The sequence below is a fragment of the Pseudomonas sp. Yb2C2 genome, assembly GCF_052112325.1.
GTDB classification, from domain to species: Bacteria; Pseudomonadota; Gammaproteobacteria; order Pseudomonadales; family Pseudomonadaceae; genus Aquipseudomonas; species Aquipseudomonas marginalis.
In genome coordinates this window covers 1-26,346 of the sequence record NZ_JAVAJK010000010.1, presented here as the reverse complement: position 1 = coordinate 26,346, position 26,346 = coordinate 1, and the positions used below count along the sequence as shown (strand labels likewise).

Annotated in this window: 30 protein-coding genes and 1 pseudogene; 17 read left to right on the top strand and 14 right to left on the bottom strand. The window is 59.6% G+C overall.

Going from position 1 to position 26,346, the window contains the following annotated elements:
* Positions 1 to 60: 60 nt before the first annotated feature.
* Complete coding sequence (locus Q8X51_RS15560; protein WP_407694455.1) at positions 61 to 1,029, bottom strand: OmpA family protein; 969 nt, start codon at positions 1,027 to 1,029, stop codon at positions 61 to 63.
* Between the two features lie 268 nt (positions 1,030 to 1,297).
* On the opposite strand from Q8X51_RS15560, the gene Q8X51_RS15555 reads away from it, so the two are divergent.
* Together Q8X51_RS15555 and Q8X51_RS15550 are read left to right on the top strand one after the other, a co-directional pair.
* Positions 1,298 to 2,011, top strand: a complete 714-nt coding sequence (locus Q8X51_RS15555; RefSeq protein WP_407694463.1) for a hypothetical protein — start codon at positions 1,298 to 1,300, stop codon at positions 2,009 to 2,011.
* Between the two features lie 230 nt (positions 2,012 to 2,241).
* A complete protein-coding gene (locus tag Q8X51_RS15550) occupies positions 2,242 to 2,862 on the top strand; it encodes a LuxR C-terminal-related transcriptional regulator (protein WP_074846917.1) in 621 nt (206 codons plus the stop codon).
* A gap of 13 nt (positions 2,863 to 2,875) precedes the next feature.
* Here the strand turns inward: Q8X51_RS15550 and Q8X51_RS15545 are convergent, their stop codons facing one another.
* Positions 2,876 to 4,510: an ATP-binding response regulator gene (locus tag Q8X51_RS15545; RefSeq protein WP_407694456.1), complete on the bottom strand. Its 1,635-nt coding sequence runs from the start codon at positions 4,508 to 4,510 to the stop codon at positions 2,876 to 2,878.
* A gap of 103 nt (positions 4,511 to 4,613) precedes the next feature.
* Positions 4,614 to 5,009 (bottom strand): hypothetical protein, encoded by a 396-nt coding sequence (locus tag Q8X51_RS15540; protein ID WP_065925237.1) that lies wholly within the window; start codon positions 5,007 to 5,009, stop codon positions 4,614 to 4,616.
* Positions 5,010 to 5,468: 459 nt separating this feature from the next.
* Between Q8X51_RS15540 and Q8X51_RS15535 the strand changes: the two genes are divergently transcribed.
* Positions 5,469 to 5,876, top strand: coding sequence for a hypothetical protein (locus tag Q8X51_RS15535; protein ID WP_092484906.1), 408 nt, complete (start codon positions 5,469 to 5,471; stop codon positions 5,874 to 5,876).
* Between the two features lie 21 nt (positions 5,877 to 5,897).
* Here Q8X51_RS15535 and Q8X51_RS15530 read toward each other — a convergent pair whose 3' ends face one another.
* On the bottom strand, positions 5,898 to 6,536 hold the full coding sequence (locus Q8X51_RS15530; protein ID WP_027608115.1) for a response regulator: 639 nt from the start codon (positions 6,534 to 6,536) through the stop codon (positions 5,898 to 5,900).
* 96 nt (positions 6,537 to 6,632) lie between these two features.
* On the opposite strand from Q8X51_RS15530, the gene Q8X51_RS15525 reads away from it, so the two are divergent.
* Positions 6,633 to 8,249 (top strand): ATP-binding response regulator, encoded by a 1,617-nt coding sequence (locus Q8X51_RS15525; protein ID WP_370671253.1) that lies wholly within the window; start codon positions 6,633 to 6,635, stop codon positions 8,247 to 8,249.
* A 77-nt stretch (positions 8,250 to 8,326) separates the two neighbouring features.
* Here Q8X51_RS15525 and alaE read toward each other — a convergent pair whose 3' ends face one another.
* Together alaE and Q8X51_RS15515 are read right to left on the bottom strand one after the other, a co-directional pair.
* Complete coding sequence (alaE, locus tag Q8X51_RS15520; RefSeq protein WP_065925207.1) at positions 8,327 to 8,788, bottom strand: L-alanine exporter AlaE; 462 nt, start codon at positions 8,786 to 8,788, stop codon at positions 8,327 to 8,329.
* Between the two features lie 113 nt (positions 8,789 to 8,901).
* On the bottom strand, positions 8,902 to 9,825 hold the full coding sequence (locus Q8X51_RS15515) for a LysR family transcriptional regulator (protein ID WP_065925206.1): 924 nt from the start codon (positions 9,823 to 9,825) through the stop codon (positions 8,902 to 8,904).
* A 175-nt stretch (positions 9,826 to 10,000) separates the two neighbouring features.
* Between Q8X51_RS15515 and Q8X51_RS15510 the strand changes: the two genes are divergently transcribed.
* On the top strand, positions 10,001 to 10,648 hold the full coding sequence (locus Q8X51_RS15510; RefSeq protein ID WP_065941713.1) for a hydrolase: 648 nt from the start codon (positions 10,001 to 10,003) through the stop codon (positions 10,646 to 10,648).
* A gap of 179 nt (positions 10,649 to 10,827) precedes the next feature.
* On the opposite strand, the gene Q8X51_RS15505 is transcribed toward Q8X51_RS15510, so the two are convergent.
* On the bottom strand, positions 10,828 to 11,571 hold the full coding sequence (locus Q8X51_RS15505; protein WP_065925204.1) for a class I SAM-dependent DNA methyltransferase: 744 nt from the start codon (positions 11,569 to 11,571) through the stop codon (positions 10,828 to 10,830).
* A gap of 103 nt (positions 11,572 to 11,674) precedes the next feature.
* Between Q8X51_RS15505 and Q8X51_RS15500 the strand changes: the two genes are divergently transcribed.
* A complete protein-coding gene (locus Q8X51_RS15500; RefSeq protein WP_407694457.1) occupies positions 11,675 to 12,031 on the top strand; it encodes a VOC family protein in 357 nt (118 codons plus the stop codon).
* 58 nt (positions 12,032 to 12,089) lie between these two features.
* Here Q8X51_RS15500 and Q8X51_RS15495 read toward each other — a convergent pair whose 3' ends face one another.
* Both Q8X51_RS15495 and Q8X51_RS15490 read right to left on the bottom strand, forming a co-directional pair.
* Positions 12,090 to 12,959, bottom strand: coding sequence for an AraC family transcriptional regulator (locus tag Q8X51_RS15495; RefSeq protein ID WP_065925202.1), 870 nt, complete (start codon positions 12,957 to 12,959; stop codon positions 12,090 to 12,092).
* A gap of 98 nt (positions 12,960 to 13,057) precedes the next feature.
* Positions 13,058 to 13,450 carry a RidA family protein gene (locus Q8X51_RS15490; RefSeq protein ID WP_065925201.1) on the bottom strand — a complete coding sequence of 131 codons (393 nt, stop codon included), beginning with the start codon at positions 13,448 to 13,450 and terminating at the stop codon, positions 13,058 to 13,060.
* Positions 13,451 to 13,587: 137 nt separating this feature from the next.
* On the opposite strand from Q8X51_RS15490, the gene Q8X51_RS15485 reads away from it, so the two are divergent.
* Entirely contained in the window at positions 13,588 to 14,517 is a 930-nt protein-coding gene (locus Q8X51_RS15485; RefSeq protein WP_330216151.1) for a LysR family transcriptional regulator, read from the top strand.
* A gap of 54 nt (positions 14,518 to 14,571) precedes the next feature.
* Here Q8X51_RS15485 and Q8X51_RS15480 read toward each other — a convergent pair whose 3' ends face one another.
* A complete protein-coding gene (locus Q8X51_RS15480) occupies positions 14,572 to 15,054 on the bottom strand; it encodes a DUF2867 domain-containing protein (RefSeq protein ID WP_065925199.1) in 483 nt (160 codons plus the stop codon).
* 198 nt (positions 15,055 to 15,252) lie between these two features.
* Between Q8X51_RS15480 and Q8X51_RS15475 the strand changes: the two genes are divergently transcribed.
* Together Q8X51_RS15475 and Q8X51_RS15470 are read left to right on the top strand one after the other, a co-directional pair.
* Entirely contained in the window at positions 15,253 to 15,891 is a 639-nt protein-coding gene (locus Q8X51_RS15475) for a hypothetical protein (RefSeq protein ID WP_065925198.1), read from the top strand.
* Positions 15,892 to 15,965: 74 nt separating this feature from the next.
* On the top strand, positions 15,966 to 16,550 hold the full coding sequence (locus tag Q8X51_RS15470; protein WP_065948290.1) for a DUF6630 family protein: 585 nt from the start codon (positions 15,966 to 15,968) through the stop codon (positions 16,548 to 16,550).
* Between the two features lie 85 nt (positions 16,551 to 16,635).
* On the opposite strand, the gene Q8X51_RS15465 is transcribed toward Q8X51_RS15470, so the two are convergent.
* From Q8X51_RS15465 to Q8X51_RS15450, 4 genes are read right to left on the bottom strand one after another with little or no spacing between them, the layout of a single operon-like run.
* The gene (locus tag Q8X51_RS15465; protein WP_065925197.1) at positions 16,636 to 16,833 is read right to left on the bottom strand and encodes a hypothetical protein; all 198 of its coding nucleotides are present in this window, start codon (positions 16,831 to 16,833) and stop codon (positions 16,636 to 16,638) included.
* Positions 16,830 to 18,785, bottom strand: coding sequence for an FUSC family protein (locus Q8X51_RS15460; protein ID WP_407694458.1), 1,956 nt, complete (start codon positions 18,783 to 18,785; stop codon positions 16,830 to 16,832). Before Q8X51_RS15460 ends, Q8X51_RS15465 begins: the two co-directional genes overlap by 4 nt.
* Positions 18,785 to 19,693, bottom strand: a complete 909-nt coding sequence (locus tag Q8X51_RS15455) for an efflux RND transporter periplasmic adaptor subunit (RefSeq protein ID WP_065925195.1) — start codon at positions 19,691 to 19,693, stop codon at positions 18,785 to 18,787. The genes Q8X51_RS15460 and Q8X51_RS15455 overlap by 1 nt, the downstream gene beginning before the upstream one ends.
* A gap of 10 nt (positions 19,694 to 19,703) precedes the next feature.
* Positions 19,704 to 19,892: a DUF1656 domain-containing protein gene (locus Q8X51_RS15450; protein ID WP_065925194.1), complete on the bottom strand. Its 189-nt coding sequence runs from the start codon at positions 19,890 to 19,892 to the stop codon at positions 19,704 to 19,706.
* A 116-nt stretch (positions 19,893 to 20,008) separates the two neighbouring features.
* On the opposite strand from Q8X51_RS15450, the gene Q8X51_RS15445 reads away from it, so the two are divergent.
* The 8 genes and pseudogenes from Q8X51_RS15445 to dapA all read left to right on the top strand — a co-directional run bounded on the left by Q8X51_RS15445 (position 20,009) and on the right by dapA (position 26,101).
* Positions 20,009 to 20,803 (top strand): AraC family transcriptional regulator, encoded by a 795-nt coding sequence (locus tag Q8X51_RS15445; RefSeq protein WP_074848172.1) that lies wholly within the window; start codon positions 20,009 to 20,011, stop codon positions 20,801 to 20,803.
* Positions 20,804 to 20,903: 100 nt separating this feature from the next.
* Positions 20,904 to 21,677 (top strand): annotated as a pseudogene (locus Q8X51_RS15440) (PAS domain-containing protein); the annotation flags it as partial.
* A 102-nt stretch (positions 21,678 to 21,779) separates the two neighbouring features.
* Positions 21,780 to 22,217, top strand: coding sequence for a methyl-accepting chemotaxis protein (locus Q8X51_RS15435; protein ID WP_370671255.1), 438 nt, complete (start codon positions 21,780 to 21,782; stop codon positions 22,215 to 22,217).
* Positions 22,218 to 22,353: 136 nt separating this feature from the next.
* Positions 22,354 to 22,974, top strand: coding sequence for a LysE family translocator (locus Q8X51_RS15430; protein WP_323146115.1), 621 nt, complete (start codon positions 22,354 to 22,356; stop codon positions 22,972 to 22,974).
* A 10-nt stretch (positions 22,975 to 22,984) separates the two neighbouring features.
* Complete coding sequence (locus Q8X51_RS15425; RefSeq protein ID WP_065948286.1) at positions 22,985 to 23,377, top strand: ester cyclase; 393 nt, start codon at positions 22,985 to 22,987, stop codon at positions 23,375 to 23,377.
* 33 nt (positions 23,378 to 23,410) lie between these two features.
* A complete protein-coding gene (locus Q8X51_RS15420) occupies positions 23,411 to 23,890 on the top strand; it encodes a VOC family protein (RefSeq protein ID WP_407694459.1) in 480 nt (159 codons plus the stop codon).
* Between the two features lie 89 nt (positions 23,891 to 23,979).
* Positions 23,980 to 24,957: an alpha/beta hydrolase gene (locus Q8X51_RS15415; protein ID WP_065948284.1), complete on the top strand. Its 978-nt coding sequence runs from the start codon at positions 23,980 to 23,982 to the stop codon at positions 24,955 to 24,957.
* Positions 24,958 to 25,237: 280 nt separating this feature from the next.
* The gene (dapA, locus tag Q8X51_RS15410) at positions 25,238 to 26,101 is read left to right on the top strand and encodes a 4-hydroxy-tetrahydrodipicolinate synthase (protein ID WP_407694460.1); all 864 of its coding nucleotides are present in this window, start codon (positions 25,238 to 25,240) and stop codon (positions 26,099 to 26,101) included.
* The last annotated feature ends 245 nt before the right edge of the window (positions 26,102 to 26,346 follow it).

Below are 26,346 nucleotides of genomic sequence, written 5' to 3'. Positions count from 1 at the left end.
CGGAAGCCATCACGGGTCTCGTCTTGGCGGCCCGGGCCGCCCCTGGTCCTGAGCGTTCGCTTAGTCTTGCTTGACCAGCTCGACCCTGCGGTTTTCAGCTTTGCCTGCCTCGGTGGCGTTGTCGGCCACCGGGTCAGCCTCGCCAAATCCGGCCGCAGATAACCTCGCCGTGTCGATACCCTTGGCGGTGATGGCGGCCTCGACGGCCTTGGCGCGGCCGTATGACAGTGTCTTGTTGTGCGCGGGATCACCGGTGTGATCGGTGTAGCCGTTAATGGCCAGTTTCAACGATGTATTTTGCTTGAGTAACAACGACACCTGCTCGATCTGTGGCTGTGAACCCGGAAGGATGCGGGTCTGGTCAGTCGCAAAGTTGATGTGCAATGCCACCTTGCCGGTTTTATCTATCTGCGCTTTCAGTTCACTGGCCGGCAACAGGCTGGCCGTTATTTGCAGCGGTTTGGTTTCGGCAATCAGCAGGCCGCCGCCGAACGCGTAGCTGCACAAATGAATCCAGATATCGCGGTCGGCGCGATGGATAACAAACACCTGCGCGGCGTTATTCCAAATGTCCCCCAGACCACTGTTGTATTTGAGCGCGAAGTCCCGCGGCCATTCTTTGATCTTCTGGCCAGGGTCTTCCGGAATCCTGCCATCGAAGATCTTGCTGCCGCCCAACGAGGACACTACGGACTCGAGGTTGCGCTGCAATTCCAGGTCGGAGAACGCCTTGCCCTGCGCGGCGTCGATATGGGCTGACCAGACCTTGCCTTCTACTACTGCCAGGCGATCACCGGTCCAGAAGGGTACCTGATCGAAGTCGGAGACATCGGGCGCGGTGGCGATGACATATCCGTCGGGAAGGGCGATGTAGGGAAAGGCGCCCAACGGCACGTTCGACACCTCAAGGCTCGCGGCATCGAATACCTTGTTGTCTGCTCCGCTCTCGAATGACGAGGCTTGAATGCTCAGCCCCAGGGTGACGATTAAAACCAGGGTAGTCGCTGGTGTTTTTTTCACTAACGTCATGTTATTCCCGCAAATCCTTAACACCCAGGGTGTGATGGTCGACCGGATAAAGGGTGTTGCTGTCGTTGGCTGCTTATAAAACCGGGGCAATCGAGATAACTCAATAGCACAGCTGCCCTATTGCATCGCGCTTTAGCGCTGGATCACAGTTGTTCGCGCTCTAACAGGTCTTTTCTACGCTATTCGACGCTGCCGATCGTATTGAACAGGGATGCTTTTTTTGAAACCTATAACCACCAGAAAAATTGAAATGAACGCTGCGCTGGCGATGGCCTTGATCTCGCTGTTAACCACCAGCGCTACCTGGACCGAGGCAGCCGTTGGTGCAACGGCCTCCTCGGCACCGTGTACCAATGAAGCGGATTTCCAGGCCGGCACCGTTGTGGAGTCTGAAAGTCGCGACAACACCTCTGCAGTAACCAATCGAAGTAAAACCGAAACGCTGGGCCATGAAGACTTCGCCGGGGCCAACCCGGTGGCGTCGTTACACACCACGTTCATAAGCAATTCGCCGGTGTATTTAACGACCACCTTTGCGCAAATCAAGGACGGCCAGTTGATTCGCTATGGTGATCGACACGGTGCCGGGCCTTCGTTGACCACGACCCTTTACACCCCTCCTCCCACCACGCCGCTGGATTTACAACCCGGGCAGACAGTCGCCGTCAGTTACAAGAACCAGGTCGCCAGCGGCGGCACCACGCTTGAGTTTGAGGTATCAGAAAAGCTGACCTACCACGGCCGCGAGACGATCAAGACAGCACTCGGGACGTTCGAGACCTGTCGCTTCACCAATGAAATTTCCACTGGATCAACGTCCGGTCAGCAACCGACCCAGAAGGTCGTGGTGCAGAATTGGTTTGCTGCCGAAGGGCCCTACCGTGGACAATCAATCAGGTCGGCCAGCCTCTCCGGAACCAATGGAGGACAGGAGCGGCTCGTTGAAGTGGTCAAGATGCGATATGAGACGCGAGCCAACTAGGTAGCTTTATGCCCAGGCGATGAGAAGGAGGATAGCACTGCCCTTCCTGGCAACGGGTTCAAGCCCGCTGTTTGTGCCGCAGTTGCATCGACCAAAATGTACTTAATTGCTTAATGGCCTTTAGTAACTAGCACAGGTGTACTAGTTCAGCTGTTCTATATCATAAGTTGTATGAGTCGGACATGATCAAAGCGTGTTTTCATTGATCTGGACGGGTTGTGCTTGCTGATATGAGTTGCCGAATTGTGGTGGCGGACGAACACCCACTTTATCGAGAGGGCATGACAGGGCTACTGGAGTGCTTAATACCTGAAGCAACGATAAAACAGGCAGGAAACCTGGAGGAAGTCTGGGTTCTCCTGGAACGCTGGCAACCTGTCGCCATGCTGTTTATCGAAGTATATTTGCCAGGGCTTTGCTCCTTGAAAGAGCTTGCGAAACTGTGCGGGGAAAGAGGCACTACTGCAGTCGTTGTTGTTTCGACAGTCGATGACAGCGTGGTCATTACGCGAGTGATGGAGGCCGGCGCCAATGGTTTTATTGGCAAGAACATTTCAGCCGAAGAGGTACGTAACGCCATCAATGATATTCGGAATGGCCAAGTAGTGGTCAAATACGAACCGGCCGAATCACCATCATTTGAAAGTGATCATGCGATGGGCAAACTGACGTCGCGGCAGCGGGAAGTCTGGCATTTGATCGCACAAGGTAAAACCAACAAGGAAATTGCCGCTGAACTGGAAATCTCTCCCTATACCGTGCGTATTCACGTGTCTTCGCTGATACGTGCCTTGAACGTACCCAATAGAGCAGTAGCCGCCGCGCGTTTCGCGGGGCGCTACACCTGCTAGTCCCTTGATGGATCTACGGGTAACTCGCACCGCACTTCATTGACTTGACCTGCTCAAGCAACACGTTACGCAGTTCCGGCGGTCGCACCGGTTTGGCCAGTACCGAGATATTGAATGCGTGCAGTGATTGACGGATGCGCTCGATTTCGTGCCCGGTGATGACCAATGCCGGTATCTCTTGACCCCGGAACTCGCGTATTGCCGCGATACATTCGGACCCCGAGACCTTTGTGCCCAGGTCGAAGTCGGCAATGATGATGTCGCAATCGCTGGCCAGGGTATCCGCATCACTGTGGGTCTCGACGACGCAGCCCCATTTCTCCAGCAGGGCCTTGGTGGCCAGCAACACATTGGCGTCGTCTTCAATCAGGCATATCCGTAGTCCGTTCAGGCGCTCATGGGTGCTTTTCATCCGAGGCGCGATGACCTTTGGGGCGGCGTGTTTCAACCCGCTGATTGCCACCTGGGTGCCGCGCCCGGGCGTGGAGCGAATATGTACATCGACATTGAGCAATTGGCTGATGCGCTTGACGATGGACAAGCCCAACCCCAGGCCCTCGACATCCTTGTCGCGTGCGTGGCGCACCCGGTAAAACTCTTTGAACACGTCCGGTAAATGTTCGGCGGCGATACCGCAGCCCTTATCGTAAACCACCACGGCCAAGCCCTTTGCCTGGCGTCTGACACCGATCAGCACGGGCTCTCCCGATGCGTACTTGATCGCATTGGACACCAGGTTCTGCACCATGGTGGTCAACAGCCCCCCATTGACATTAACCCAGTGCTCGCAAGGGCGCAGGCGCAGTTGAACCCCGGCCCAGCGCGCGGCCTCGGTGTTCTGTTTGACGACCTCCTGCAACAGCGCGCCCAGGTTCACCGGTTCCGCTTGCGGCTCCAGCTTTCCGTTGTCGAGGGTGTAGATATCCAAAATCGAACGGAACAGTTGAGAGACGGTATGCAGCGAGCGGTCGATGTTGTCCACCAGGCGCAGTTCTTCGCCGCCCAGATTCGCGTCCCGCAGGCACGCGGTGAACAGGCCGATGGAGTGGATGGGCTGGCGCAGGTCGTGGCTGGCCTGGGCGAGAAAGCGTGATTTCTCCTGATTGGCGGCGATTGCCTCTTCCGATGCGATACGCGTGCGTTTGAGCAGAATGTGTGCATAGGTCGGCACGACGATGGTGGTCACGATCAGCATCAGGAACATGTAGGGCTGCGCGCGCCAGAAGGGGTTGAACAAGAAAATAACGATAAGGGTAGACAACGCGATCACGGTTGCCAGGGCCAGATAGTGTGAGCCGAAACGCATGCCATTACCCAGGGTCACCCAGAGCAGCGCGGCATAAATAGGCAATGCACCTTCGCCTCCCAGCACCATGGCGAAAGCAATACCGGTGTAGTCATGGAGCATGGAGAGCAAGCGCCGCCAAAAAAAGTGTCCTGGCCAGCGCTTGATCGCCATGCGCAGGAATATCGACACCACGATGAAGGTCGAGATATACACGATGATGGGCGTGTAGGCTGCGGTATCGCTGGGGCGCAGCCCGCTCAGTACGATGATGTACAGCAGCGCACAGGCGCTGACGGTCAGGCGCAACGTGGCCTGATTGAGTTCGCTGTTCTTTTCCACGCGTTCAACCTCATGGACCATGGGGGATGCATCGCTGGATGCCGCCCCCTTGAGAACAATAAGGCGTAGGTTGGCGTGTTAAGGCATCAAACGACACGGCGTGTCGTATCAGAAGCGGAACGTGTCAGTAAAGCCTGTAGTAATCCACCACGTCATCCACGAAGTAAATTATCAACTTCGTTCCCTGGGTCTGGCTTTGAGCTTTTTTCGTGCCCGTCACACTGCCGACATCATTGGCGACACCCTGTGCCTTGGACACTTGCGACGAGGCGTCGTACATCTTCAGGCTTGTCTCGGTCGAGACATATTTGTGGGCCAGGGTCATGTACTTTTCCAGACCCTCCTGGTTTTTATCATAGGTCCAGTTGGACCCGTTGCTTCTGCTCGTTGAATCAAGTTGCTCTTCGGCTGGAGCGCCGAACAATTGCGTCACCTGAGTCTTGGTAGTTTTCCCCGGGATGATGGTTTTCTTCAGGTAAGCAACATCGTACTTTTGTGCTCCAGGATTTAAGGAACTCATCAAATCCCCAGTGTTAGCACAGCCTCCCAGGCCTGCGGTCAGTATGCACAGCGTGAATCCGATTCCAAGTAGTTTTCCATATTTCAAGCACATAGACTTACCTTGAGTTGTGATTAATACCATTCCATTTCGACCGGATGCACGGTGAAGTTGACACAACGTAGTGCAACTAATCGAGCCTTTGGATTCACAGGTGGGCAAACACACTGGAACACTTCAACGCTGAAGTTAAAGTGCATTCCGGTGTGCGCTCTGGCTCAAAGCCTTTAAGACTTTTTCGAGCGTGTACAGCTTATGAGGGCGCGTGAGCTGACGCTATAGTACAAGTGTGCTATAGGCGACCAACAGGGACTTGTCTAGCATAGCCAGATGGACATTAATGGCTTGAATCAATGTAATAAATTACTCGCCAGTTGATGTAATGCCCGATTATTGAAGCCGCATGAATGGAGTCGAAATATGAAATCATGGATCACCGTCTTATCCATTCTGATGCTGTCCGGGTGTGCGGGTTCTCCCTTGAGTAATCTGGTCACGAACCAGCGTTATCAAACGACATCGGACATTACTGCTTCATGGGTAGGTGCGTCCGAAGATGAGTTGGTGACGTCATGGGGGGCGCCAAAAAACAGCCATGGCCTCAGTGATGGCAACTCGAAAATCATCGGCTACGACTACGTATGGCTTACAAACGGCAGCCATTCGATGGAATGGGGTTATGTGCCTGATTACGCCCGTTGCGAACAGCGGTTCATGATTGAAAAGGGCGTGGTGACCCGCTGGTATTCATCTGGCGACTGTCCAAAAAGGCCTAAAGGCGCCAAGTTGATCCCCGGTAACACCCCCGTGCCCCAACCCACGCTCTAATGTTCATTGCACCGTCTTGATTCACGTATCGAGCTTGCCCGGCCACCCACTGGCACCGGGAAAGTTACTGAATTGAGCCGCCGCCGCCGCGCGGGTGGGCACACCCAGGGATTTAAGCAGAGTGGAAACATGGATGCGTACGGTGAACGGGGAGATCCCCAGTTGCTTGGCTATTTCCTTATTGGTCTTGCCCGCTGCAACCAGGCCGAGCACTTGCCGTTGGCGGGCGGTGAGTGAGGCAAGGCTTGGGTCCAGCAGGGGATTTTCGGGGTTGTACTTCACCACGACTTCCCCTTCCCGAATCGCCAGGATGGCTTCGGCAATGCCTGCCGGATCAACGTTTTTGCCGATAAAGCCATCAGCGCCTTGGGCGATGACCTGGGAAATAATGTCCAGGTCATCGACCATCGACACCACAATGATCGAGGTGCGCTTGAACTCGTTGCGCAGCTGGCCTATGACCTGCATCGACGTGATACCGGGAAAGCGCAGGTCCAGAATCAACGAATCAACTTCTGCGCCCGCACGCGCCAGCGCCAGTACTTCATCCAGATTGCCCGCCTGCTCTATCATCGCTGTCGGCATAAGCCGTTCTATGGTTCTCAGCATACCTTCGCGAAACAGAGGATGGTCATCTGCCACTATGATTCTGTGCGTCATGTCAAGGCCCATCTCACCTCAGGTCCGGCGCATCGTAACGCAAACTGTAACGCCAGGTTTCAACTTTTAAGCGACTTCTTACCCTGGAGAATCGCAATGAACATGACGGAAAAGAACAGTGAGCTGGACCAGGCCACGTTGCGGTTGACGGTCAGCACCTGTGCTTCGCTGTACATCTTGGTGGTGGCCCTCCTTCCTTCAAGTGACTTCGCCACCTATGTACCGATCATGTGGTACATGGCGTTTTTCATCAGCGTGGCAGTCCCCCTGCGCATGGCGATCAAGCGCTGGCCAGGGCACTTTTTCTGGCGCCGATTGTTCGCCATGGCCCATGACTATACCGGCATCGCTTTCGCCATGATCGTGGGTGGAGAAGGCGCGTTGCCGGTTTATGCCGCGTTGCTCTGGGTCACATTGGGCAATGGCATGCGCTTTGGCTCGCGCTACTTGACCGCCGCGACACTCATCGCACTGAGCATGCTGGTCATGATCTTCATGCTTACCCCGTTCTGGCGCGCACAGCCCTACATGTTCCTGATGCTGATCGTGACCACCATCGTCGTGCCGGCCTATGCGCACATTCTGCTCAAGCGCACGCGTATCGCATCGGAAGAGGCAATCGCCGCCAATCAGGAGAAATCACGCTTTCTCGCCCAGGCCAGCCACGACCTGCGCCAGCCCATCCACTCCATCGGCCTGTTCACCGCGTGCCTGCGGGACGCGAATCTGGGCGGCGAAGAACTGCGACTGGTGGACAACATCGACCGCTCGCTGCATACCGTCTCTCAACTGTTCCGTTCGATTTTGGATATCTACACTCTCGACAACGGAAAGCTGGAGCCGCAAGCGGAACCGGTGAACCTGGGCGCGCTGCTGCGGGACGTCGTCAAACAGAACACCGAGGCCGCGCGCTGGGCCGGGGTTCAACTGCGCCTGCGCCCTTGCGAGCACTGGGTTAATGTCAATGCGGGGCTGTTGACCACCATGGTGCAGAACCTGGTGTCAAATACACTCAAATACGCGTCCGGCCAACCGGTCTTGATCGGTGTGCGTCCCAGAGGCAAGGGCTTGGCCATTGTCATCTACGACAAGGGACGCGGCATCGCCGCTGAACATCTGCCGGACGTATTCAAGGAGTTTTACCGGGTGCGCCACGCACGCGACAAGGATGTCGAGGGCCTGGGGTTGGGCTTGTCCATCGTCAAGCGCATCAGCCAGTTGCTCAATCTGGATATCCAGTTGGACTCCCGACTCGGCCAAGGCACCCGCGCCACTATCCAACGCCTGGAAAGCGTCGCGCCAGGCATCGAGACGCAACGGCCAGCGCCCACGCAAAGCCGTCTGCAGGGTCTGCGGGTATGCCTGGTGGAAGACGATTCCAACGTACTGATGGCGACCTCGGCCTTGCTGGAAAAATGGGGATGCGAGGTAGAAAGTCATAGCGATGGACTGAACGTGACCACGGAATGCGACATCATCATTGCCGACTTCGACCTGGGCCCTAGGATTTCAGGTTCCGAGTGTATCGCTGCAATTCGCGAACAGCGTGGTTGGGAAGTACCGGCCATGATCATGACCGGCCATGAAATCGAGCGTATCCGTAGCACATTGATCCACATGAATATCTCCATCCTGTCCAAGCCCGTGCGTCCGCCTGAATTGCGAACGACCCTGCTCGAACTGACCAAGCATTTCGCCAGGGAAATGGGTTAGCTGGAGGATGTCGATGCCCGGATATATCGAAGAACGTCCGTTCGACCACCGCAACAGAATCGCCCAGCAGCGGTCGCTCAGCTGTTCAGCGACATCGGCTTGTCTCCACCCGGAGGCAATCCAAACACCTTGCGCACCCCATTGAGAAACGCCCCATAAGGCCGGCCCAGAACCAGCATCATCAACGCCGCACCGAGCGTGCCGCGCACCAGCCCACTTCCCGATGCACCACTGAAGGCTATGATCGCTGCATAGATGGGCACCTGGAAACTGACGAGGGCGAGACTGTCCCATAGCAACCTGGAAACCCGACCCTGACTGGCGCGCGTCATCACCCAATCCCGCCATAGACCGTAAGGTCTCGCGACCGGCACCATCAGCACTGCGCCCAGAAGGCGCGCATGAAGGACCTGATCCCAGGCCATGCCGGCAATGAAACGTTCATTGATGATGCCGGTGATTGTGAAAAACACGATCAGCGCTGTTGTGTCTGCAAAAAACGCAGTCCGGCCCCTTGACTGTCGCGAGCGTTGAAGCACATCACATCTCCTGTCCTGGCTTGGACAAACAAAGCGCTGGACCTTGATTCACGCACGACGCCAGCTCAGCCAACAGTGCCAACCTTCAGCCCGGTTACTCGGCCCACCATGATTCAGCTATTCGGCGGCGCATCTTCCCGATGTGACAGCGGCTGCACCGCCAGGTGCGGAGATTCACCGAAGAACTCGATCAGCAGTTCGGTGAGCACGCGTATTTTACGGGCGGGATGCGGACCCGGCGGGCGGAGGATGTAGGCCCCGGCCGGTGGTGGTGGATGGTTTGTCATGATCGGTACCAGTGCGCCGGATGCCACGTGTTCATGGGTCAGGCAGTCAGGCAGGTAGGCGACGCCGAGGCCAGCAATCGCAGCGGCAACAAGGGCGATGCCGTTGTCGGCCTTGAAGCGTCCTTGCGGACGAACCGTGATGATCTTGTCGCCGTCCATGAACTGCCAGGCTTCAGTGCCTTGCAGAAGCGCCTGATGGTCGACCAGGTCGTCCGGCGTCGCGGGGGCACCGTGCGCCTTGATGTAATCCGGGCTCGCGACAAGCTTGGTATAGACCGGGCCAATGCGCCTTGCGATCAGGTTGGAGTCCTTCAGATACCCCACGCGAATGGCGCAATCGTAGCCCTCGGTGATGAGGTCAACGAAGCGATCGCTGTAGCAAGTCTGCATATGCAACTGAGGGTGACGGCGTGCCATTTCCGCCAGCACCGGTGCGAAATGAGTCGGGCCAAACGACAGCGGGACGGCCACGCGCAGGCGGCCGCGAAGAGCGCCGGCAGGCAGGATCGTTTCCTTGGCGATGTCGATCTCGGTGCAGACTCTGGCGGCGTAGTCCCTGAATGTCGCGCCGGACTCAGTGAGTGCCGCGCCGCGAGTGGAGCGTGCCAGCAGTTGCACGCCGAGTTCGCTTTCAAGCCGAGCCAGGCGACGACTGACGATCGACTTCGATACGCCAAGACGCACTGCTGCCTGCGAAATGCCCCCGGCATCAGCCACCTCCACGAAGGTCTGTAGTTCTTCGATATCCATGCTTGCGTTCCCCGTCATGCGACACAGCACATCGCAGGATGCTACTACTGTGTCGAACATGGGAACAGCACAATGGATTTTCCAGGCACAGCATCCTCTACCCGTGTCCTGGAATCCATTACCCGCACGGGCTCAGGCCTTTTTACCAACGTGCACCCATAAAAAGGATTTGCCCATGGCAAGCGAGACTCTGCGCAACCCCCATACCGACCCACTACTGACCCCGGAAAACTCAGCGTTGATCATCATCGATTATCAGCCTGTTCAGGTTTCCTCGATCCGCTCGATGCCGCGTGACGAACTCGTCTTCAACATCACCAGCGTCGCCAGGGCGGCGGTCAACTACAACCTTCCGATCATCCATTCGACCGTCAATGTAGCGACCGGTCGCAACAAACCGCCGATCCAGGAACTGCAAGAGGTACTCGGCCACCTGCCGACCTATGACCGCACCTCGATCAACAGTTGGGAGGACATGGAATTCAAACAGGCGGTCAAGGCGCTTGGGCGTAGGAAACTCATCATGACGGCGCTCTGGACCGAGGCCTGCCTGACATTCCCGGTGCTCGACGCTATCCAGGAAGGCTATGAAGTGTATGTGCCGGTCGACGCGGTTGGCGGCACATCGCTCGCCGCACACGAGGCGGCGCTACGCAGAATGGAGCAGGCGGGCGCGAAGCTCATCAGTCGCGTGCAGATGTATTGCGAGCTGCAGCGCGACTGGGCGCGAGAAGTGACCGTGCCGGGCTTTATGGGCGTGTTCGAGAACTTCGACGGGTTCAACGCTGAAAAGGCTCTGGAGGAAGCGGGCAAGAAAACCTGATCAAAGGGCAGTTGATGATTGCGTGATGGCCCTGGCCTGATGTGGCGATCATCGGTCAACGCTTGCGTGCCCAGGTTTCAGCCGCAGAAGAAGCGCCAGCAAGTTAAATCAAATCAACTGAACCCGCGCTGGCATCATTGCGATCCAGCGCGTCAGCATCAGGGCCGCCTGGCAGTTCATTACCGCTTCACACACACAAACAACGCATTGCCGGTCACGCCCGCCCAGGGCGTGATCCGCTCATAGTCATGCTCGAACACCTGCACCTCAAAATACGGCTGTAACAGCCCCTGCAACTCCGTGAAACTCAGCGCCACCATGGTGTGCTCATCCTGCCAGGCCTGGGTCACCCCCGCCGTGGTCTTCTCGATACTCAGGCGCAGTGCCTGCTGCTCCCCTTCTCCGCGGTAATGCCAGCCGGAACCGAAGGTGAAATGACTGCCTTCAAACTCCACGCTATGGCGTACCAGCAAGCGGTTGTCGATATGCAGTTTGTCCACCGCGTTGAAGCAGAACACGCCGTTGTCGGCGAGTGCGCCGTGCACGCTGGCGAGGCAGGCACGCAGTTGGGCCAGCCCGGGGTTGTAGTGAGTCGAGTACAGGAAGCAGGTGATCAGGTCTTGCGGTTCGTCCACCTGGAAACCGGCCATGTCCTGGCGGCTGAACCCTGCCTCGGGGCAACGCAGTTGGGCGAGGTCCAGCATCGGTTGGCTGATGTCCAGGCCGGTGCTGCGGTAGCCGAAGTCGAGGAAGTGGCGCACATGGGGCCCGGTGCCACAGGCAAGGTCCAGATGGCGGCGCCCGTCATTGCCGAACAACTGGTGCAGCCGGCGCACGCTGTGGCTCTGCGCGCGGTAGTCGATGTCGGCGCACATCAGGTCGTAGTAGATGGACAGGTCGGTGTACAGCGCGTTGGAGGACATAAGTGGCCAGAGGGTTCGGCGGAAATTTCGCGCCGGCATGGTAACCCAGTCCCGGGTGTAAACCGCTACACTCGCCCCTCAACCATCCGCCAAGGAGGCAACCATGAGCGTTCGCGGTCCAGACCGACAGATCGACAATATCGAGTTCAACGTGGGCGATATCGCCCGCAGCAAAGCCTTCTACGGCGCAGTGTTCGGCTGGGCATTCGTCGACTACGGCCCCACCTACACCGAGTTCAGCGATGGCAGGCTGACCGGCGGGTTCACGACCGCAGAGCCCGTTCGACCGGGTGGCCCGCTGGTGATCCTGTACGCGGATGATCTCGAAGGCACGCAGCAGCGGCTCAAATCCGCAGGCGCCGTGATCAGCCGCGAGACCTTTTCGTTCCCCGGTGGCAGCAGGTTTCACTTCATTGACCCGGATGGTTATGAACTGGCGGTGTGGACCGCTCAACCGTAGCTGGCCGCAACACCGGGCGTGGAAGCGCAATCGCGCTCCCACAGGCTGGCGAGCGCCGCTACTGCAACGGCACATAAATATCGGTCTGCCATTGATCCTGCGGTGTCTCGGGGAAAATGCTCAGGTATTCGAAAAACAACGGCTGGTCCCGAAGCTCCTCGCCGCTGCCAGGCAGCCAGTCGCGGTAGATCGGATAGATCGACTCTGCGATGTGATCCGGCGAACCCACGTGACGCACCACCACACAGCGCCCGCCGGGGATGACGCGTTCAGTGACGCCGAACTCATTCGCGGCCAGCGCCTGGTGAATCTCGCCGCAAATGGCAAACCGGAACTCATCGGCCGGGGTCGTATCAGGATTGTCGAAGGGAATACCGAAGCTGCGACTTGAAGCCACCGGCGACTGCCCGCTGTGCATGCGCCACGCAATGAACGTCTGCACGCTTTCATTCACGCGCCCTGGGGCGCCGCGGTGCTCGAATGCGGCCACCTTGACCGCAGGAAACTCCACAATTCGTACCTGCATGATGATGCTCCTGGAAAAGTAAGGGACGCTGAATACCGCGCGCCAGAGCTGCCAATCCGGTCGTTTCCGGAATGCGCTCGGCGCCATGCCGAACGCTCGCCTGAACGCCCTGGCAAAGGCTTCAGGACTTTCGAAGCCGGCACCCAGCGCCGCCTCCAGCACCGAATAATCAGCGCGGGAAGACAAGTCATGTGCCGCGCGGCGCAGGCGCATCAGTTGCACATAGCGCGCAACCGGCATGCCCACGAACGCGGTGAATTGCCGATGGAAGTGAAACACCGAAAAATGCGCCACCCCGCTCAGCGTCTTCACTGACAAGTCACCTTCAAGATTCGCGTCGATATAGGCGAGTACGGCGTCGAAACGCTGTGTGTAGGCGGCGTTGCCTGGCAAGTCAGACACGGGTTGCAAGCTCCGGGATAGGCGTTGGACGATAGGATCAACTATACCAACAGCCTGCGCCTAGCCGTGCTTGCTGAGGTGGATGTGCCAGCACGGATTCACACAGGAAGCCTGGCAATCACCTTGATCTCGAACTGGTACCCATACAGCCAGGTAACCCCCACGCCAGTCAGCGTCGGGTGCGGCGCTTCGCCCCAGAACTCCGGCACCACCTTCCAGATCGTCTCGAACCTGGATTCGGGATCGACGATAAACACCGTCACATCGATCACATCGTCAAAGGTGCAGCCGGCAGACCCCAGGATCGCATTCAGGTTGTTGAACGCCAGACGGACCTGATCCTCCAGATCGGGCTCGGGCGAGCCGTCTGCATGGCTGCCGACCTGCCCCGACACGAATAAAAAGCCATTGGACTTAATGGCCGGTGAATAGCGATTGCGCTCATACAGCGCCTGGCGTCCAGGCGGAAAAACCACATTACGCTGCGTCATGGAAGCCTCCATCAAAGGGTCGAGATTGACCCGCAATTAACGATGGGCAGACTCTAGGGGCTTGTGCCAGGGCGATAAACCAGCAACCTTGGCCAGCACTGTTTGTGAAACCCAAACAATCGATCGCCGAGGCCTTAATGGACCGTTTTGATGCAATGCAGGCATTTGCTCGCGTGGTGGAAGCCGGCAGCTTCACCAAGGCCGCCGAGACCTTGCACATGAGCAAGACCACCGTGACGCAACTGGTGCAGCAGTTGGAGGCACGCCTGCGGGTCAAATTGCTTAACCGCACCACGCGCAAAGTCAACGTCACGGCCGACGGCGCCGTGTACTACGAACGCGTGCTGCAGCTGCTGGCCGATATGGACGACGCCGAGACCAGCCTGTCCGGCGCGGCAACCCTGCCCAGGGGCCGCCTGCGCGTGGACGTGCCGAGCCCACTGGCCAGCATGATCCTCGTCCCCGCGTTGCCTGGGTTTTACGCCCGGTACCCGGACATCCAGATCGACATGGGCGTCAGCGACCGTATCGTCGACATGATCGATGAGAACGTCGATTGCGTGGTGCGTGGCGGTGAACTCACCGACCAATCCCTGATGGCCCGACGTGTAGGCGACCTGGCGCTCGGCGTGTTTGCCGCGCCGAGCTACCTGGCACGCGTAGGTACGCCCGCCCACCCACGGGAACTGGAAGACGCCAACCATCGTATCGTCGGCTTCCTGTGGGCCCGCACCGGCAAGCCCTTGCCCTATGCCATGGGCAAGCACCAGGAAAGTCTCCAGATCAAGGGCCGCTACGCCCTGGCGGTCGATGATGGCAATGCCTACCTTGCTGCCGGCCTGGCGGGCCTTGGCGTGCTGTGGCTGCCCACCTACATGTCGAAAGCCTTCGAGGACCGGGGCGAATTAGTGCCCTTGTTCAAGGACTGGCACCTTGATCCGATGCCGCTTTACGTGGCCTTTCCGCCGAACCGGCATATCAGCCTCAAGCTGCGTGTGTTTATCGAATGGGTGGCTGAGTTGATGGCCGTGCATGCGCCTGTCAGTGGGCGACAGGATGGGTGCTGATGGACTCGTGTACGGGTTCGCTGATCGATGAAATGCAGCCGGAACAACCAACCTCTACTGCCCTTCAAGGCTTCTCTTCAGTCGGCGCAGATGACTACTGACGATCACTTTATGGGCGAGCCCTACCGGTAACATGTAGATGCGTCCATAGAGGTTATGCGTGACGACCGATGATGTGATGGTGAGCACACGATCTGTTATCGAAAGGCAGATCATGACATCAAGATGCCTGTCACGCTCGGTAAGAACCAGGATATTGGAGGCGCTGTGCTCCACCAGAAAGAAATCCAGGTGTTCGCCTGCGTGTACCGTTTTTCGCGCAACGCCCGAGAACCCGCCGATTCGCCTCACACCGAATAACGAAGAAATTGCGTCCCTTATTCGGAAAGCCAGCCGCATGGCCAGCCCCGGCTCAGCCGTTGTGATGTTCCACGCGTCAAGCATGGTGATTTCAACGGGGAGCTGAACCGACCTAATGTGGTAGTAATCGAGCTCCGACAGTGCACGCAACGTGTGAGCTGGTGATGTGATAGGCAATTTTCATCCCGTCCAGTGGGCCAGTTTTCATTCCCGATAACATCCGAGGCTGAGTGTTATGCGGCTATGTTACGTCAATGTACAGCCGCCATGAACGTCCCCTCCCTGTCCCTTCCCCCGTGTATCGCAAGTGGGCGAACATATCCCCGCCATAGTATGGTTGCGGCCCCCAACCCTCACAGGATATGAAGGTTACCCATGCGTTTACTGTTTCCCCTGGCCGTCAGCTTGACGCTGATCGGCTGCGCCACCACCAAGACCGACGTTCGCAACGAAGCACAAATCAGTCGATATGACCCGGCCAATACGGCGCGTGTCCGCCTGATCACCGGTGACACCACCCACGCAGGCTTTATCAGTGGCCAGACCTGCGAGATGTTCTACAACGAGTCCCTGCTGACCAAAACCCCCGAGGAAGCCGGATGGCAAACAGCCCATGTCGACTCGGCGGGGCTCTACCCTTTCCGGGCGACAGACCGCCAGAACAGCGTGATTGGCATGCCTGCCAGCAAGGCGAGCAAAGCCATCAATCAATCGCCCAAGGTGTTTGACGAACATGTCATCCCGGCCGGTAAACCGTTTATTGCAGGGTTCGCCATGGGGGGATCGCAACTCTCCTGCTTTCCCGCGCCTGTCACGCTCATCCCCGAGCCCGGTAAAGACTATGAAATGGAACTTCAAATGATGAAAATCAGCACGTTCAAGGCCGGCTGCGTGATTGCCGTTCGCCAACTCTCCACCCAGGCCGACACCACCGTAGAAACGCCGCTGAAACCCCAGGTGTGTGCCAAAACGCCGTCGGGCTGGTACACCGTGACCCCAGCGTCTTTGCCTTGATCGTCCCGGGACAGTTGTTGAACGGCAGTTGTGCTTGACTCAATGGTTTTCCTCACACTCATACAGGGACAGACATGGGCATTTTGGATCGGTTGTTTGGTGGACGCTTTACCATGCCTCCTCCCGAGGAAACCAACCTCAGCGCTTCAGCGATCATGAAAGAGCTACGGCCCGAGCGCAGCGACCCCACCCAGAAAAAAGCCCTCGAAGCCTTTGCCCAGGCGCTGGTGGCGACCACTGCGGAAAAAGAAGGCGCCAGACTTGTCCGCCGCGTTATGCGCAGATACGCGATGGGAGATGACCCCTGCAGTGCCCTCACCGAAGGTTTCCTGAATGACGCCAAGGGGCAAAAACTTGAACACCTTGTACTCCTCAGCGTGGATTGGAAGGGCTATGACGTGTTTGAGTATCAAGCGCCCTTTCTGGTCAGCGCCAGTGGCTTGAAGGCGCCCTACGCCTATGTACGGGAAGACGCTACCTCCATGCCACAGGTTCTCGATAACTTTGATCAGTGGCTCGCCCGGTTCGGTAAACGGTTTCTTCACCTGGACTCCGGAGGTGAAAATTACGACGGTTTCATTGTTGACGCGGATCGACTGGAAGACGTTATCGAGCTGGCTGGACGAGCGGGAATCCACGTGCGTCTTGAGAGCTTCTGACTCTGCGGCGGGGTGAGGGGCTTCTGCAAAACCTGTTCAATCAAGCCCTCGCCCGAGGAATGTCCCTGCCCCGGCCGCTATCCGATCAGGTTTTCCCTTTCCCGGTCATTGCGGCCTTGGACCTGGAGCCCTGATCCCCCCTCGGGCGTTCAGCCCGCTGTTTTTGCTCCTGCTTGAATTGCTGCTGCCAGCGCACCAGCGCCTCAGCCCCGTCCGATGCCTGCACGGCCCATGGCGTCGACGCGATCATGCCGAAAAGCGTCCAGATAAGGAGTTGCTTCATTTCATCTCACCTTGGTTGTTTGAACTGGAATGGATGCGGATATCCGCGTTGGTAATGCTTGAATAGGTGTCGAGCAGCCCGGCTAACTCCTGGTAGCCAGCCGCCAGAGCGTGAGCCCCCAGCCGGGTCAATGATCTCGACGTCCGACGTGCCTGAGCCGCGCTGATCGCGGGAGTGGAGGCATACCGTGAAATACGCTGTTCGCCCCTTCGCGCGCACGTGGCGATCGCCGAGTCAGGTTCCAGCTCCCGTGTCTGGCGTTGTAAAGTCAGCAGCCGGCGACTCAATTGAAGGGACACAGAGCCGGCGCCGCCCGCCGGTTGGTGACCAGCGCCCAAGAGTGCCTGCAAGGCGACCAATCGGTGCTGTTGCCGGGCCTGCCACTTGAGCAGGTCCATGCGGCGCCCGTGCCGGAGTAAGCGCCGGGTGTCCCTGTGCAGCGCCTGGGTGAGGACGTGTACATGGCGGGCGGATTTCCCCGGCAGTAGCTGGAAGGCCAGCAGGCAGATGGCAAGCGCTGCCAGCCAGGCGAGCGCTTGATTGGCGAAGTCCGTGAAGTCGTACTGGGCCGTGCCGCCGGTGCCGACGAGGGTGTTGAACGCGATCAGGTAGGCAATGCCCTGCAAGGCGTGGCGCGGCCGGGTGGTGGCATGAATGCCGACGGTCCAGAAGGCGATCAGCACGATGCTGAGCAACGCGAACCCGCTGATGTGCGGCAACACCAGGAACTTGCACGCCGCTGCCGTTACGATGCCGTAGAGCGTCCCCTCGAAGAAGCGGCCGATGCCTTGAGCGGGCGCCGGGCTGGTGGCCAGCAAGGTGCAGCACGGGCCCAACACCGCCAGCAAGGTTGGCCCCTGGTCCCAGGCGGTCAGGTACCAGACCGCAGCGGTTGCAAGCGTGGCCACCAGGGCGCGTAGACCGTTGCGCAGCGCGTCGCCGTAATGGCGGTGGAACCCCACGGCGCGGGCCGGCGTCCGGGGCGCGCGTTCAAGGCAAGCAAAGCTCAGCAAGGCGCTGGACAGGTCTGCCAATTGTTCACTCAAGCACTGCTGGCTTTGACAGTTTTCATGCGCCTGGGCGAGGCAGTGCTGCATCTCCCGGACATGCTCGGCTGCCGCGGAAAAACCCGGCTTTGCTTCAGCCAGCTGTTGCAGCTGCGCGCCCATCCGAACGAGGGAAGGCAAGCCACTGCGGTTGAGCGGTGACTCGTCCAGGATCACCCCATGCACATACGCAAGCCCTGCCTGCAGGGGCGCAAGCCTGGAACGGATCAGGCGGGACTCACCTCGGCCGATCCCGAGAAGCTCGTCCACCTTACCCACATCGATGGCCAGCTGGCCCTGCGCACTAGCCAGTTGCGCGCCCTGCTCCCCCTCCATTCGCAAGGCCAGCAATCCCAAGGTACGGGCGGCGATGTCCTCAAGCGCCTTGTTCAGTTTGGACTCGACGGTCTTGCGGCTGAACAGCGTCGCCACCAGACTCAGGCTCAACACCCCGAGGACCACGGCCGTGCCCCGCGCCACGATATGCTCGAAACCTTGCTGCGGGGCGATAATGGCCGGGCCCAGGGCAAGGCAAACCGTATAGCCTGCGACCACTGCCGCCGTGGCCTGGTAGTGCCGAAGCACGGTCATGGCACCGACACAAAGGCCGAGCCACACCCCGACCCCGAGGATGAACAGCAGCATTTTTTGCGCGAACAGGCCGGTCAGGACCAGGGCGGCGAGCAACCCCACCAGGGTTCCCAGTACGCGATTGAAGCCCTTGCCGACCACCGCGCCCTGCAGCGGATGGATCAGCAGCAACACGGTCGAAGCCGCCGAGAACGGCGCCTCCAGGTGCAATTGGAAACCCAGCCACAGGGCCAATGTGGCCGCCGCAAGACTGCGCAGCACATACCCCGAGGTCTCGGGCGACCATGCCCCGAGCATTCGCAGTGCACGGGCCATCACATGAAATCCTGCAGCCACTGGGTAAGCCGCCAATGGGGGGCGGCCCCCGCCTCGGCGACCTCGATACTCGCAGTCATCCCCGCCGCCAGCTCCACGCCCGGTGGCACCTTGTCCAGCTCAATCCGAACCGGCACACGCTGGGCCAGGCGTATCCAGCTGAACGTAGGAGCCACCTGGGGCAAGCCACTGTTACTGCGCAGCTCGTTGCCGTCGGCAATGCCTCTGCCGAGACTCGCCACATGCCCTTCAAGCAGCGGCGCAAAGCCCATGAGCTTGATGGACGCCGCGGCCCCCACGCGAACACCGGGCAGCTTGGTCTCCTCGAAGTAACCGGTGACCCAGAAGCTATGGCTGTCGACCACATAGATATTGGTATCGCCCGCCGCCGCGTAGTCACCCGGCTGCAGCCGCAGCTGGGTCACATACCCGTCGACCGGTGAACGAACCGTCGTGCGCTGCAGATCCAGCTGCGCGTGGGCCAACTGGCTCTGGGCCGCGTCCACCCGCGCCCTGGCCACCGCCAGGTCCCGGGCCGCATTGTCGGTCTCCTCCCGCGCAATGGCATCGCCGAGTTGCTGGCGACGGCTGAGCTGTGAGCGGCGCTGTTCGAACACGCTGCGCGCCTCGGCAAGCTCGGCCGTTCGCTGTTGCCGGGCCAGCAGATAGGCGCTGCGGTCGATCTGATACAACAACGCGCCCTTGGCGACCCACTGGTTGTCCTCGACCAGCAGTTGTTCAACCTGGCCGGACACTTCGGGGGCAATGCGGATGACTTGCGCACTGACCCGCCCGTCCCGTGTCCAGGGGGCCAACTCATAGGCGCGCCACAACTGCGTACACAACAGCAGCGCGGTCAAGCCGAGCATCAGGGTGACGAGGGTCTTGAGCAGGTGTTTGATCGTCATCGCCCGCGCCTCAAAACTTCAGTACGAGGATCGAGAGAACGATCAACGACATGCAGAAACGCGCCATGCTCGGGTGCCAGGCCCAGTCCAGCCAGGGCCGCACGATCCGCTCCAGCAGTGCGTAAACCACGGCGGTAACGCCCAGGTAGAGCAAGAAAGGCGGCAGGTAGAGGTGGGCAATCGTGATTTCGCTCAGCATCGTTGAATCTCGCAGTCGGCAATGGCCTTGCTGACGATGGTAGGGACTGCAAGGCCGTGCCGATATTGAGTATGCTGCCAAGATATAATCAAATTCAGACAATCGAGGTGCGCGACGTGGACGAGACACATCTCTACGGGGTGGATCAATTCGAACTGGACAATTTCGACCAACCCGCAGTGGCGTTGATGCTGGGAAGCCAGCGAAACGACACCGAATTCCCCGTCCATACGCACCGCAAAGGCCAACTGGTGGTGGCGTATCACGGCGGCATCGTGTGCACCGTAGAGGATGGCGTGTGGATGGTGCCATCGGGGTTCGGCGTATGGATTCCGGGCGGTATTGCCCACAGCAACCGGGTGACCGCCAACGGCAAGATCGGCTATCTGTTCGTAGAGCCCGGTGCCGCAGCATTACCGCACACATGCTGCACGCTGGTGCTGTCACCGCTGGTCCTGGAATTGATCCTGCACTTGAGCGCCCAAGCCCAGGACTATCCGCCGGCGTCTGCCAATGCACGCGTGGCGAGCGTGCTCCTCGAACAGTTGGAACTGGCCCCCTCGGAACAGCTGTACCTGCCGCTTCCGGCCACAACGCAGCTGCGTTTCATCGCACGGGGGTTGGCCCAGGACCCGTCAAATCGCTGCACCATGGCCCAATGGGCACGCCAGGTCGCCATGAGCGAGCGCTCCCTGGCGCGCTTGGTTAAAAGCGAAACTGGGCTAACCTTTGGCCAATGGCGCAAGCAATGGCAAATCATCGTGGCCTTGCAGAGCCTGGCCGAGGGCGAATCCGTGCAACGCACCGCCGAAGCCCTCGGGTACGAGTCGGTCAGTTCGTTCATCAGCATGTTTCGCAAGACACTGGGCTCGCCGCCAGCGCGGTACATGCGGCGGACCGCAACACGTTAGCGGGGATCCGGCTGGCTGATGAAGCTTTACCCGTCGAACGGCCTAAATTTGCAGAATGACGTGCCGATAGGCTGGATATAACCCAAGGAGGCGGTTTCCCATGTTCAATACAAAAGCCAAGAACCAGCTTCACGCCCAGGCAGCCGAGCTGTTGGAACTGCGCCAACTGCGCGATGGCCTGAACCGTGAAATGCTGACGTTGAGCATCGACTCGACATTCAAGATCACCGCATGCAACGACAACTTTGCCAAGTCGTTGGGCTGCACCCCGGAGCAACTTCGAGGCCGTGCCATGGCCGAGATCGTCCCGCAGTACGTCTCCAAGCTGCCCTGCTTTCATAATTTCCGAGCGGCGGTCGCCGCAGGCAAGTCCATTACCGACGATTACCGCTACCTGCATGCCGACGGCTCATTGATATGGCTGCATGCACATTGGCAGCCGATCACGGATGCGAGCGGCCAGCTGAGTCATGTCACCTGCTATGCAACGAACATTACCGCCCGGGTAGAAAAAGCCTCGGAAAACACTTCTTTCATCCAGGCATTGCTGCGCTCGACGGCGGTGATCGAGTTCGACCTCTCCGGGCATGTCATCACCGCCAATGAACAGTTCCTGCACGCCATGGGCTACAGCCTGGAACAAGCCAAAGGCAGCCACCACCGGATTTTCTGCAAGCCGGAGGAAACCTCGTCGCAGCACTACAAGGATTTCTGGGCAACCCTGAACAGGGGTGAATTTGTAGCCGGCCGATTTGAACGCGTTGACAGCCGCGGCCAGACCGTGTGGCTGGAAGCAACCTACAACCCGGTGTATGACACTGAAGGCGCACTGTGCAAGGTGGTCAAGTTCGCCACGGTGGTCTCCGACCAGGTTGCCCGGGAACAGGAAGTCAGTGGCGCGGCGCAAACCGCATTTGAAATTTCCCGGCAGACCGATGTCAGTGCCGAGCGCGGAGCCGTCGTGGTCAACGACACGATGCATACCATGCATAAAATCGCCGCTGATATGCAGGCGGCTGCCGGTGGAGTCGAAGCCCTCGGAAAACAGTCACTGCTGATCAGTTCGATCATTCAGACCATCAGCAGCATTGCCCAGCAAACCAACCTGCTGGCATTGAATGCCGCGATTGAAGCCGCCCGTGCAGGCGAGCAAGGTCGCGGCTTTGCGGTGGTGGCTGATGAAGTGCGACAACTGGCCGGGCGCACCAGCACGGCGACGGAAGAAATCGCCTCGGTGGTGCTGCAGAACCAGAAACTGGTGGATGAGACCGTCGCCGAAATGGCCAACAGCAAATCCCAGGCAGAGCAAGGTCTTGAACTCGCCACGCAGGCAGGCCAGGTCATTGTGGAAATTCAGGATGGCGCCAAGCGGGTGGTCGACGCGGTGGGCAGGTTTGCGAATCAGGTGGCTTAGCCGGAGCAGTCACAGGGCCGCCTGTGCATGAGGCGGCGAACTGCACGCCGGACATGGGAATCAAGCCGCACATTGTCCAACCACCTCCACTCCCCTTATCCTCGACGCTCCCCGTCCGTCCAAAACCGGAGCCGCCATGGACCTCGCCACCCTCGCCCTGTTCCTCCCCGCCTGCTTCGCCCTGAACATGGCGCCCGGCCCGAACAACCTGCTGTCCGTCAGCAACGCCACGCGCTACGGCTACCGCACCTCGTGCCTGGCCGGTATCGGCCGTCTGCTGGCGTTCGCCGGGATGATCGCCCTCGCCTCCGCAGGCTTGGCGGTGGTGCTGCAGACGTCGGAGTTGTTGTTCTACGCGATCAAGATTGTGGGCGCGGCGTATCTGTTTTATCTGGCATTTCAGCTGTGGCGGGCTGATCCGCAGGCTGAGGCGCAATCGGCAGGCGCGAAGGTGGGTTTATGGGCACTGGCGCGGCAGGAGTTTCTGGTGGCGGCGGGCAACCCCAAGGCGATCCTGATCTTCACCGCGTTCCTCCCGCAATTCGTGGTCCCCGGCCAACCCATCACCCCGCAATTCGCCGTGCTGGGCGCGCTGTTCCTGGTGTTGGAATGGATCGCCATCAGCCTCTACGCCTATATGGGCCTGCACATGCGTCGCTGGTTTGCGGAGCCGCGTGGCAAGCGGATATTCAACCGCTGCTGTGCGGGGTTGTTGTCGGCGGCGGCGACGGTGTTGTTGACCGCGCGCAGGGCTTGAGGAAAAAAACATGACCCGCAACCAACTTGCCGACCTTTACCTCGGCTACATCGACTGCCTCAACCGGCAGGATTGGAACCGCCTGGGCGACTTCGTCCACCCTGAGGTGGCCTATAACGCCAAGGTGGTCGGCCTGGAGGGCTACCGCGCCATGCTGGAGCGCGACTTCCGCGAGATCCCCGACCTGGTGTTCCACATCCAGTTGCTGATCGCCGACCCGCCCACCGTCGCCTGCCGGCTGAACTTCAATGTCACGCCCCGGGGCGAGTTTTTCGGGCTGGCGATCAATGGTCGCCAGGTGGCGTTCTCGGAGAACGTTTTCTACACGTTCGTCGACGGCAAAATCGCCCAGGTCTGGTCGGTGATCGACAAGGCGGCGATCGAACGGCAGTTGGCCGTCTAAACTCCATGGACCCATTGTCCGTGGAGACCGATCATGAAACGCAAGAACACCCTCTGCCTCTGGTACAACGACACCGCCGAGGAGGCTGCGCGCTTCTACGCCAACACCTTCCCCGACAGTACGCTCGACGCCGTGCACCTGGCCCCCGGTGACTACCCGTCCGGCAAACAGGGCGATGTGCTCACGGTGGAATTCACCGTGATGGGCATCCCGTGCATTGGCCTCAATGGCGGCCCGATATTCCCCCACAGCGAAGCGTTTTCCTTCCAGGTCGCCACCGATGACCAGGCCGAAACCGATCGCTACTGGAACGCCATTATCGACAACGGCGGCCAGGCCAGCGCCTGCGGTTGGTGCAAGGATAAATGGGGATTGTCGTGGCAGATCACGCCTCGGGTGTTGACGGACGCGGTGGCACACGCTGATCCGGCCATTGCCAAGCGTGCATTCGACGCGATGATGACCATGACCAAGATCGACATTGCGGCGATAGAAGCCGCGATAAAGGGCTGACCGACTACGCCTACGTCTACGAAGCGAGCACAGACAAGAATGACGTTTTCCACTTCGATGCACACAGCGACACCCAAGAGTACCCAACCATGAGCGACGGCGTGCGTATCAGCCCACGGACCATCCCCGTGCCCTCTTCGATCAGCCCCGAAGCCCAGGCGATGCTCAAGCGCATGGTGGGTGAAGATGGCGTACCGTTGAACGCTCTGCACGTCATGCCGGCGCCTGACGACCACGACGGCTGGCGCCGCATGCAGGCCACCGTTGCCGAGCACTTCGCCGTAGCCACCGCCGGCCAGGCGGCCTCACTGCGCGCGAGCCTGCATACCCTCCGTGTAGAAAACGCGACCGTGCATGTGGCGACGCCGTCGGATCACACCGGCGACGCCTACATTGACCTGCATGGCGGTGCCCTGGTATTCGGCGGTGGCGAAAACTGTCGCGTCGCGGCCGGGAGGCAGGCCGACCTGCACAACATGGTCTGCTACGGCGTGGACTACCGCATGCCACCCGATCATCCCTACCCGGCGGCACTGGATGACTGCATGGCCACCTACCGCCATGTGCTCAAGCATCACGCCCCAGACCGTATCGTGATCGGTGGCCGCTCGGCGGGCGGCAACCTCGCAGCGGCCCTGGTATTGCGTGCCCGCGACGAAGGGTTGCCCTTGCCGGCGGCGCTGGTGTTGTTGTCGCCGGAAGTGGACCTGACCGAATCGGGCGACAGTTTTCACGTCAACCGCACGGTAGACGTGGTGCTGCCCAACCCGCTAATGGGCACCAACCTGCTGTATGCCGCCGGCGCGGACCTGGCCCACCCGTACCTGTCGCCGCTGTTCGGCGATTTCAGTCGGGGCTTCCCGCCCACTTTCCTGCAAAGCGGCACGCGGGATCTGTTCCTGTCCAACACCGTGCGCCTGCACCGGGCCTTGCGCCAGGCGCGGGTGCCGGCGCAATTGCACGTGTTCGAAGCGATGCCCCATGGCGGTTTCATGGGCGCGCCGGAAGATGCAGAGCTTGCACAGGAAATCCGCGCATTTGTGCGTGAACACCTGCAACGCGCTTGACACATTTACTGACATCCCCTGAAGATGGAAGCCTCATTCAGGGTGTGTCAGTTATGTCCGCAACCTCACTCGTTAACCGTACCGTCATTGGCTTGATTGCCAAGGCGCAAGGTTGCGTGGCGCACGCCCTCAAATCGAAGAAACAGTCGCTCATGTGACCGGGGCGCGCTGTCCCGTCAGATGAGCTGACAGGACATTGAGCGCGGACTCCTTCCCCCTTGCACAATTGCCCATGCCCTTCTGACGGTGACTCAAGCGGTCAATCATCAGGAGAAAGTGCATGTCATCGTTTCAAGGTATCTGGGTTCCCGTGGTCACGCCGTTCCAGGATGGCGCCATCGACTTTGTCGGCCTGCACCGCCTGGTCAGCCGCCTGCTGGACAAGCACGTGGCCGGGATCATGGTGTGCACCACCACGGGCGAAGCTGCATCGCTCAGCCGCCAGGAACAACTGACCGTGCTGGATGCGGTATTGCAACAGGTGCCCGCCCACCGCGTGGTGATGGGCCTGGCGGGCAACAACCAGATTGAGCTGCTGCAATTCCAGGCCGAGATCCTCAAGCGCCCGCTGGCGGGTTTGCTGGTGCCGGCGCCGAGTTACATCCGCCCTTCCCAGGCCGGCCTTGAAGCGTTCTTTCGCACGGTGGCCGATGCGTCCAGCGTGCCGATCATTCTCTACGACATTCCCTACCGTACCGGCGTGACCTTCGAGCAGGCGACCTTGCTGAACATCGTCGCGCACCCGCAGATCGTGGCGATCAAGGACTGCGGCGGCAACCTGGGCAATACCCTGGCGGTGTTGGCCAGCGGTGAGGCCGATGTGTTGTGTGGCGAGGACCTGCAGATCTTCAATGCGCTGTGCCTGGGTGCCAGCGGTGCGATTGCCGCGTCGGCCCATGTGTGCACCGAACAGTTTGTGGCGCTGTGGCAACAGGTACGGGACAACCAGTTGGCTGAGGCGCGGGCGACGTTCCTTGGCTTGGTGCCGTTGATCAGCACACTGTTCATGGAGCCCAACCCGGCGCCGGTGAAAGCCGCACTGGCGCTGGAGGGCTTGATCGAGAGTGAGTTGCGGGCGCCGATGCAGCGGGCAACCGAGGCGGTCATCGCAAAGCTGCAAAGGCTTTCACGCCAGGCCCAGTAACCTGTGGTGAGCGGGCTTGCCCCGCGTTGGGCTGCGAAGCAGACCCAAAACCAGGCGCTGTGGTTTACCTGACAGAACACAGGCATCCTGATTGGGGCTGCTGCGCAGCCCAGCGCGGGGCAAGCCCGCTCACCACAATAAGCTTGCGCAGGCTCAACCAATAACGCATTCGAGATTGCACCTCCACGCCCCACGTGATCTGAGGACTACTCCTAACCTGTGGCGAGCGGGCTTGCCCCGCGTTG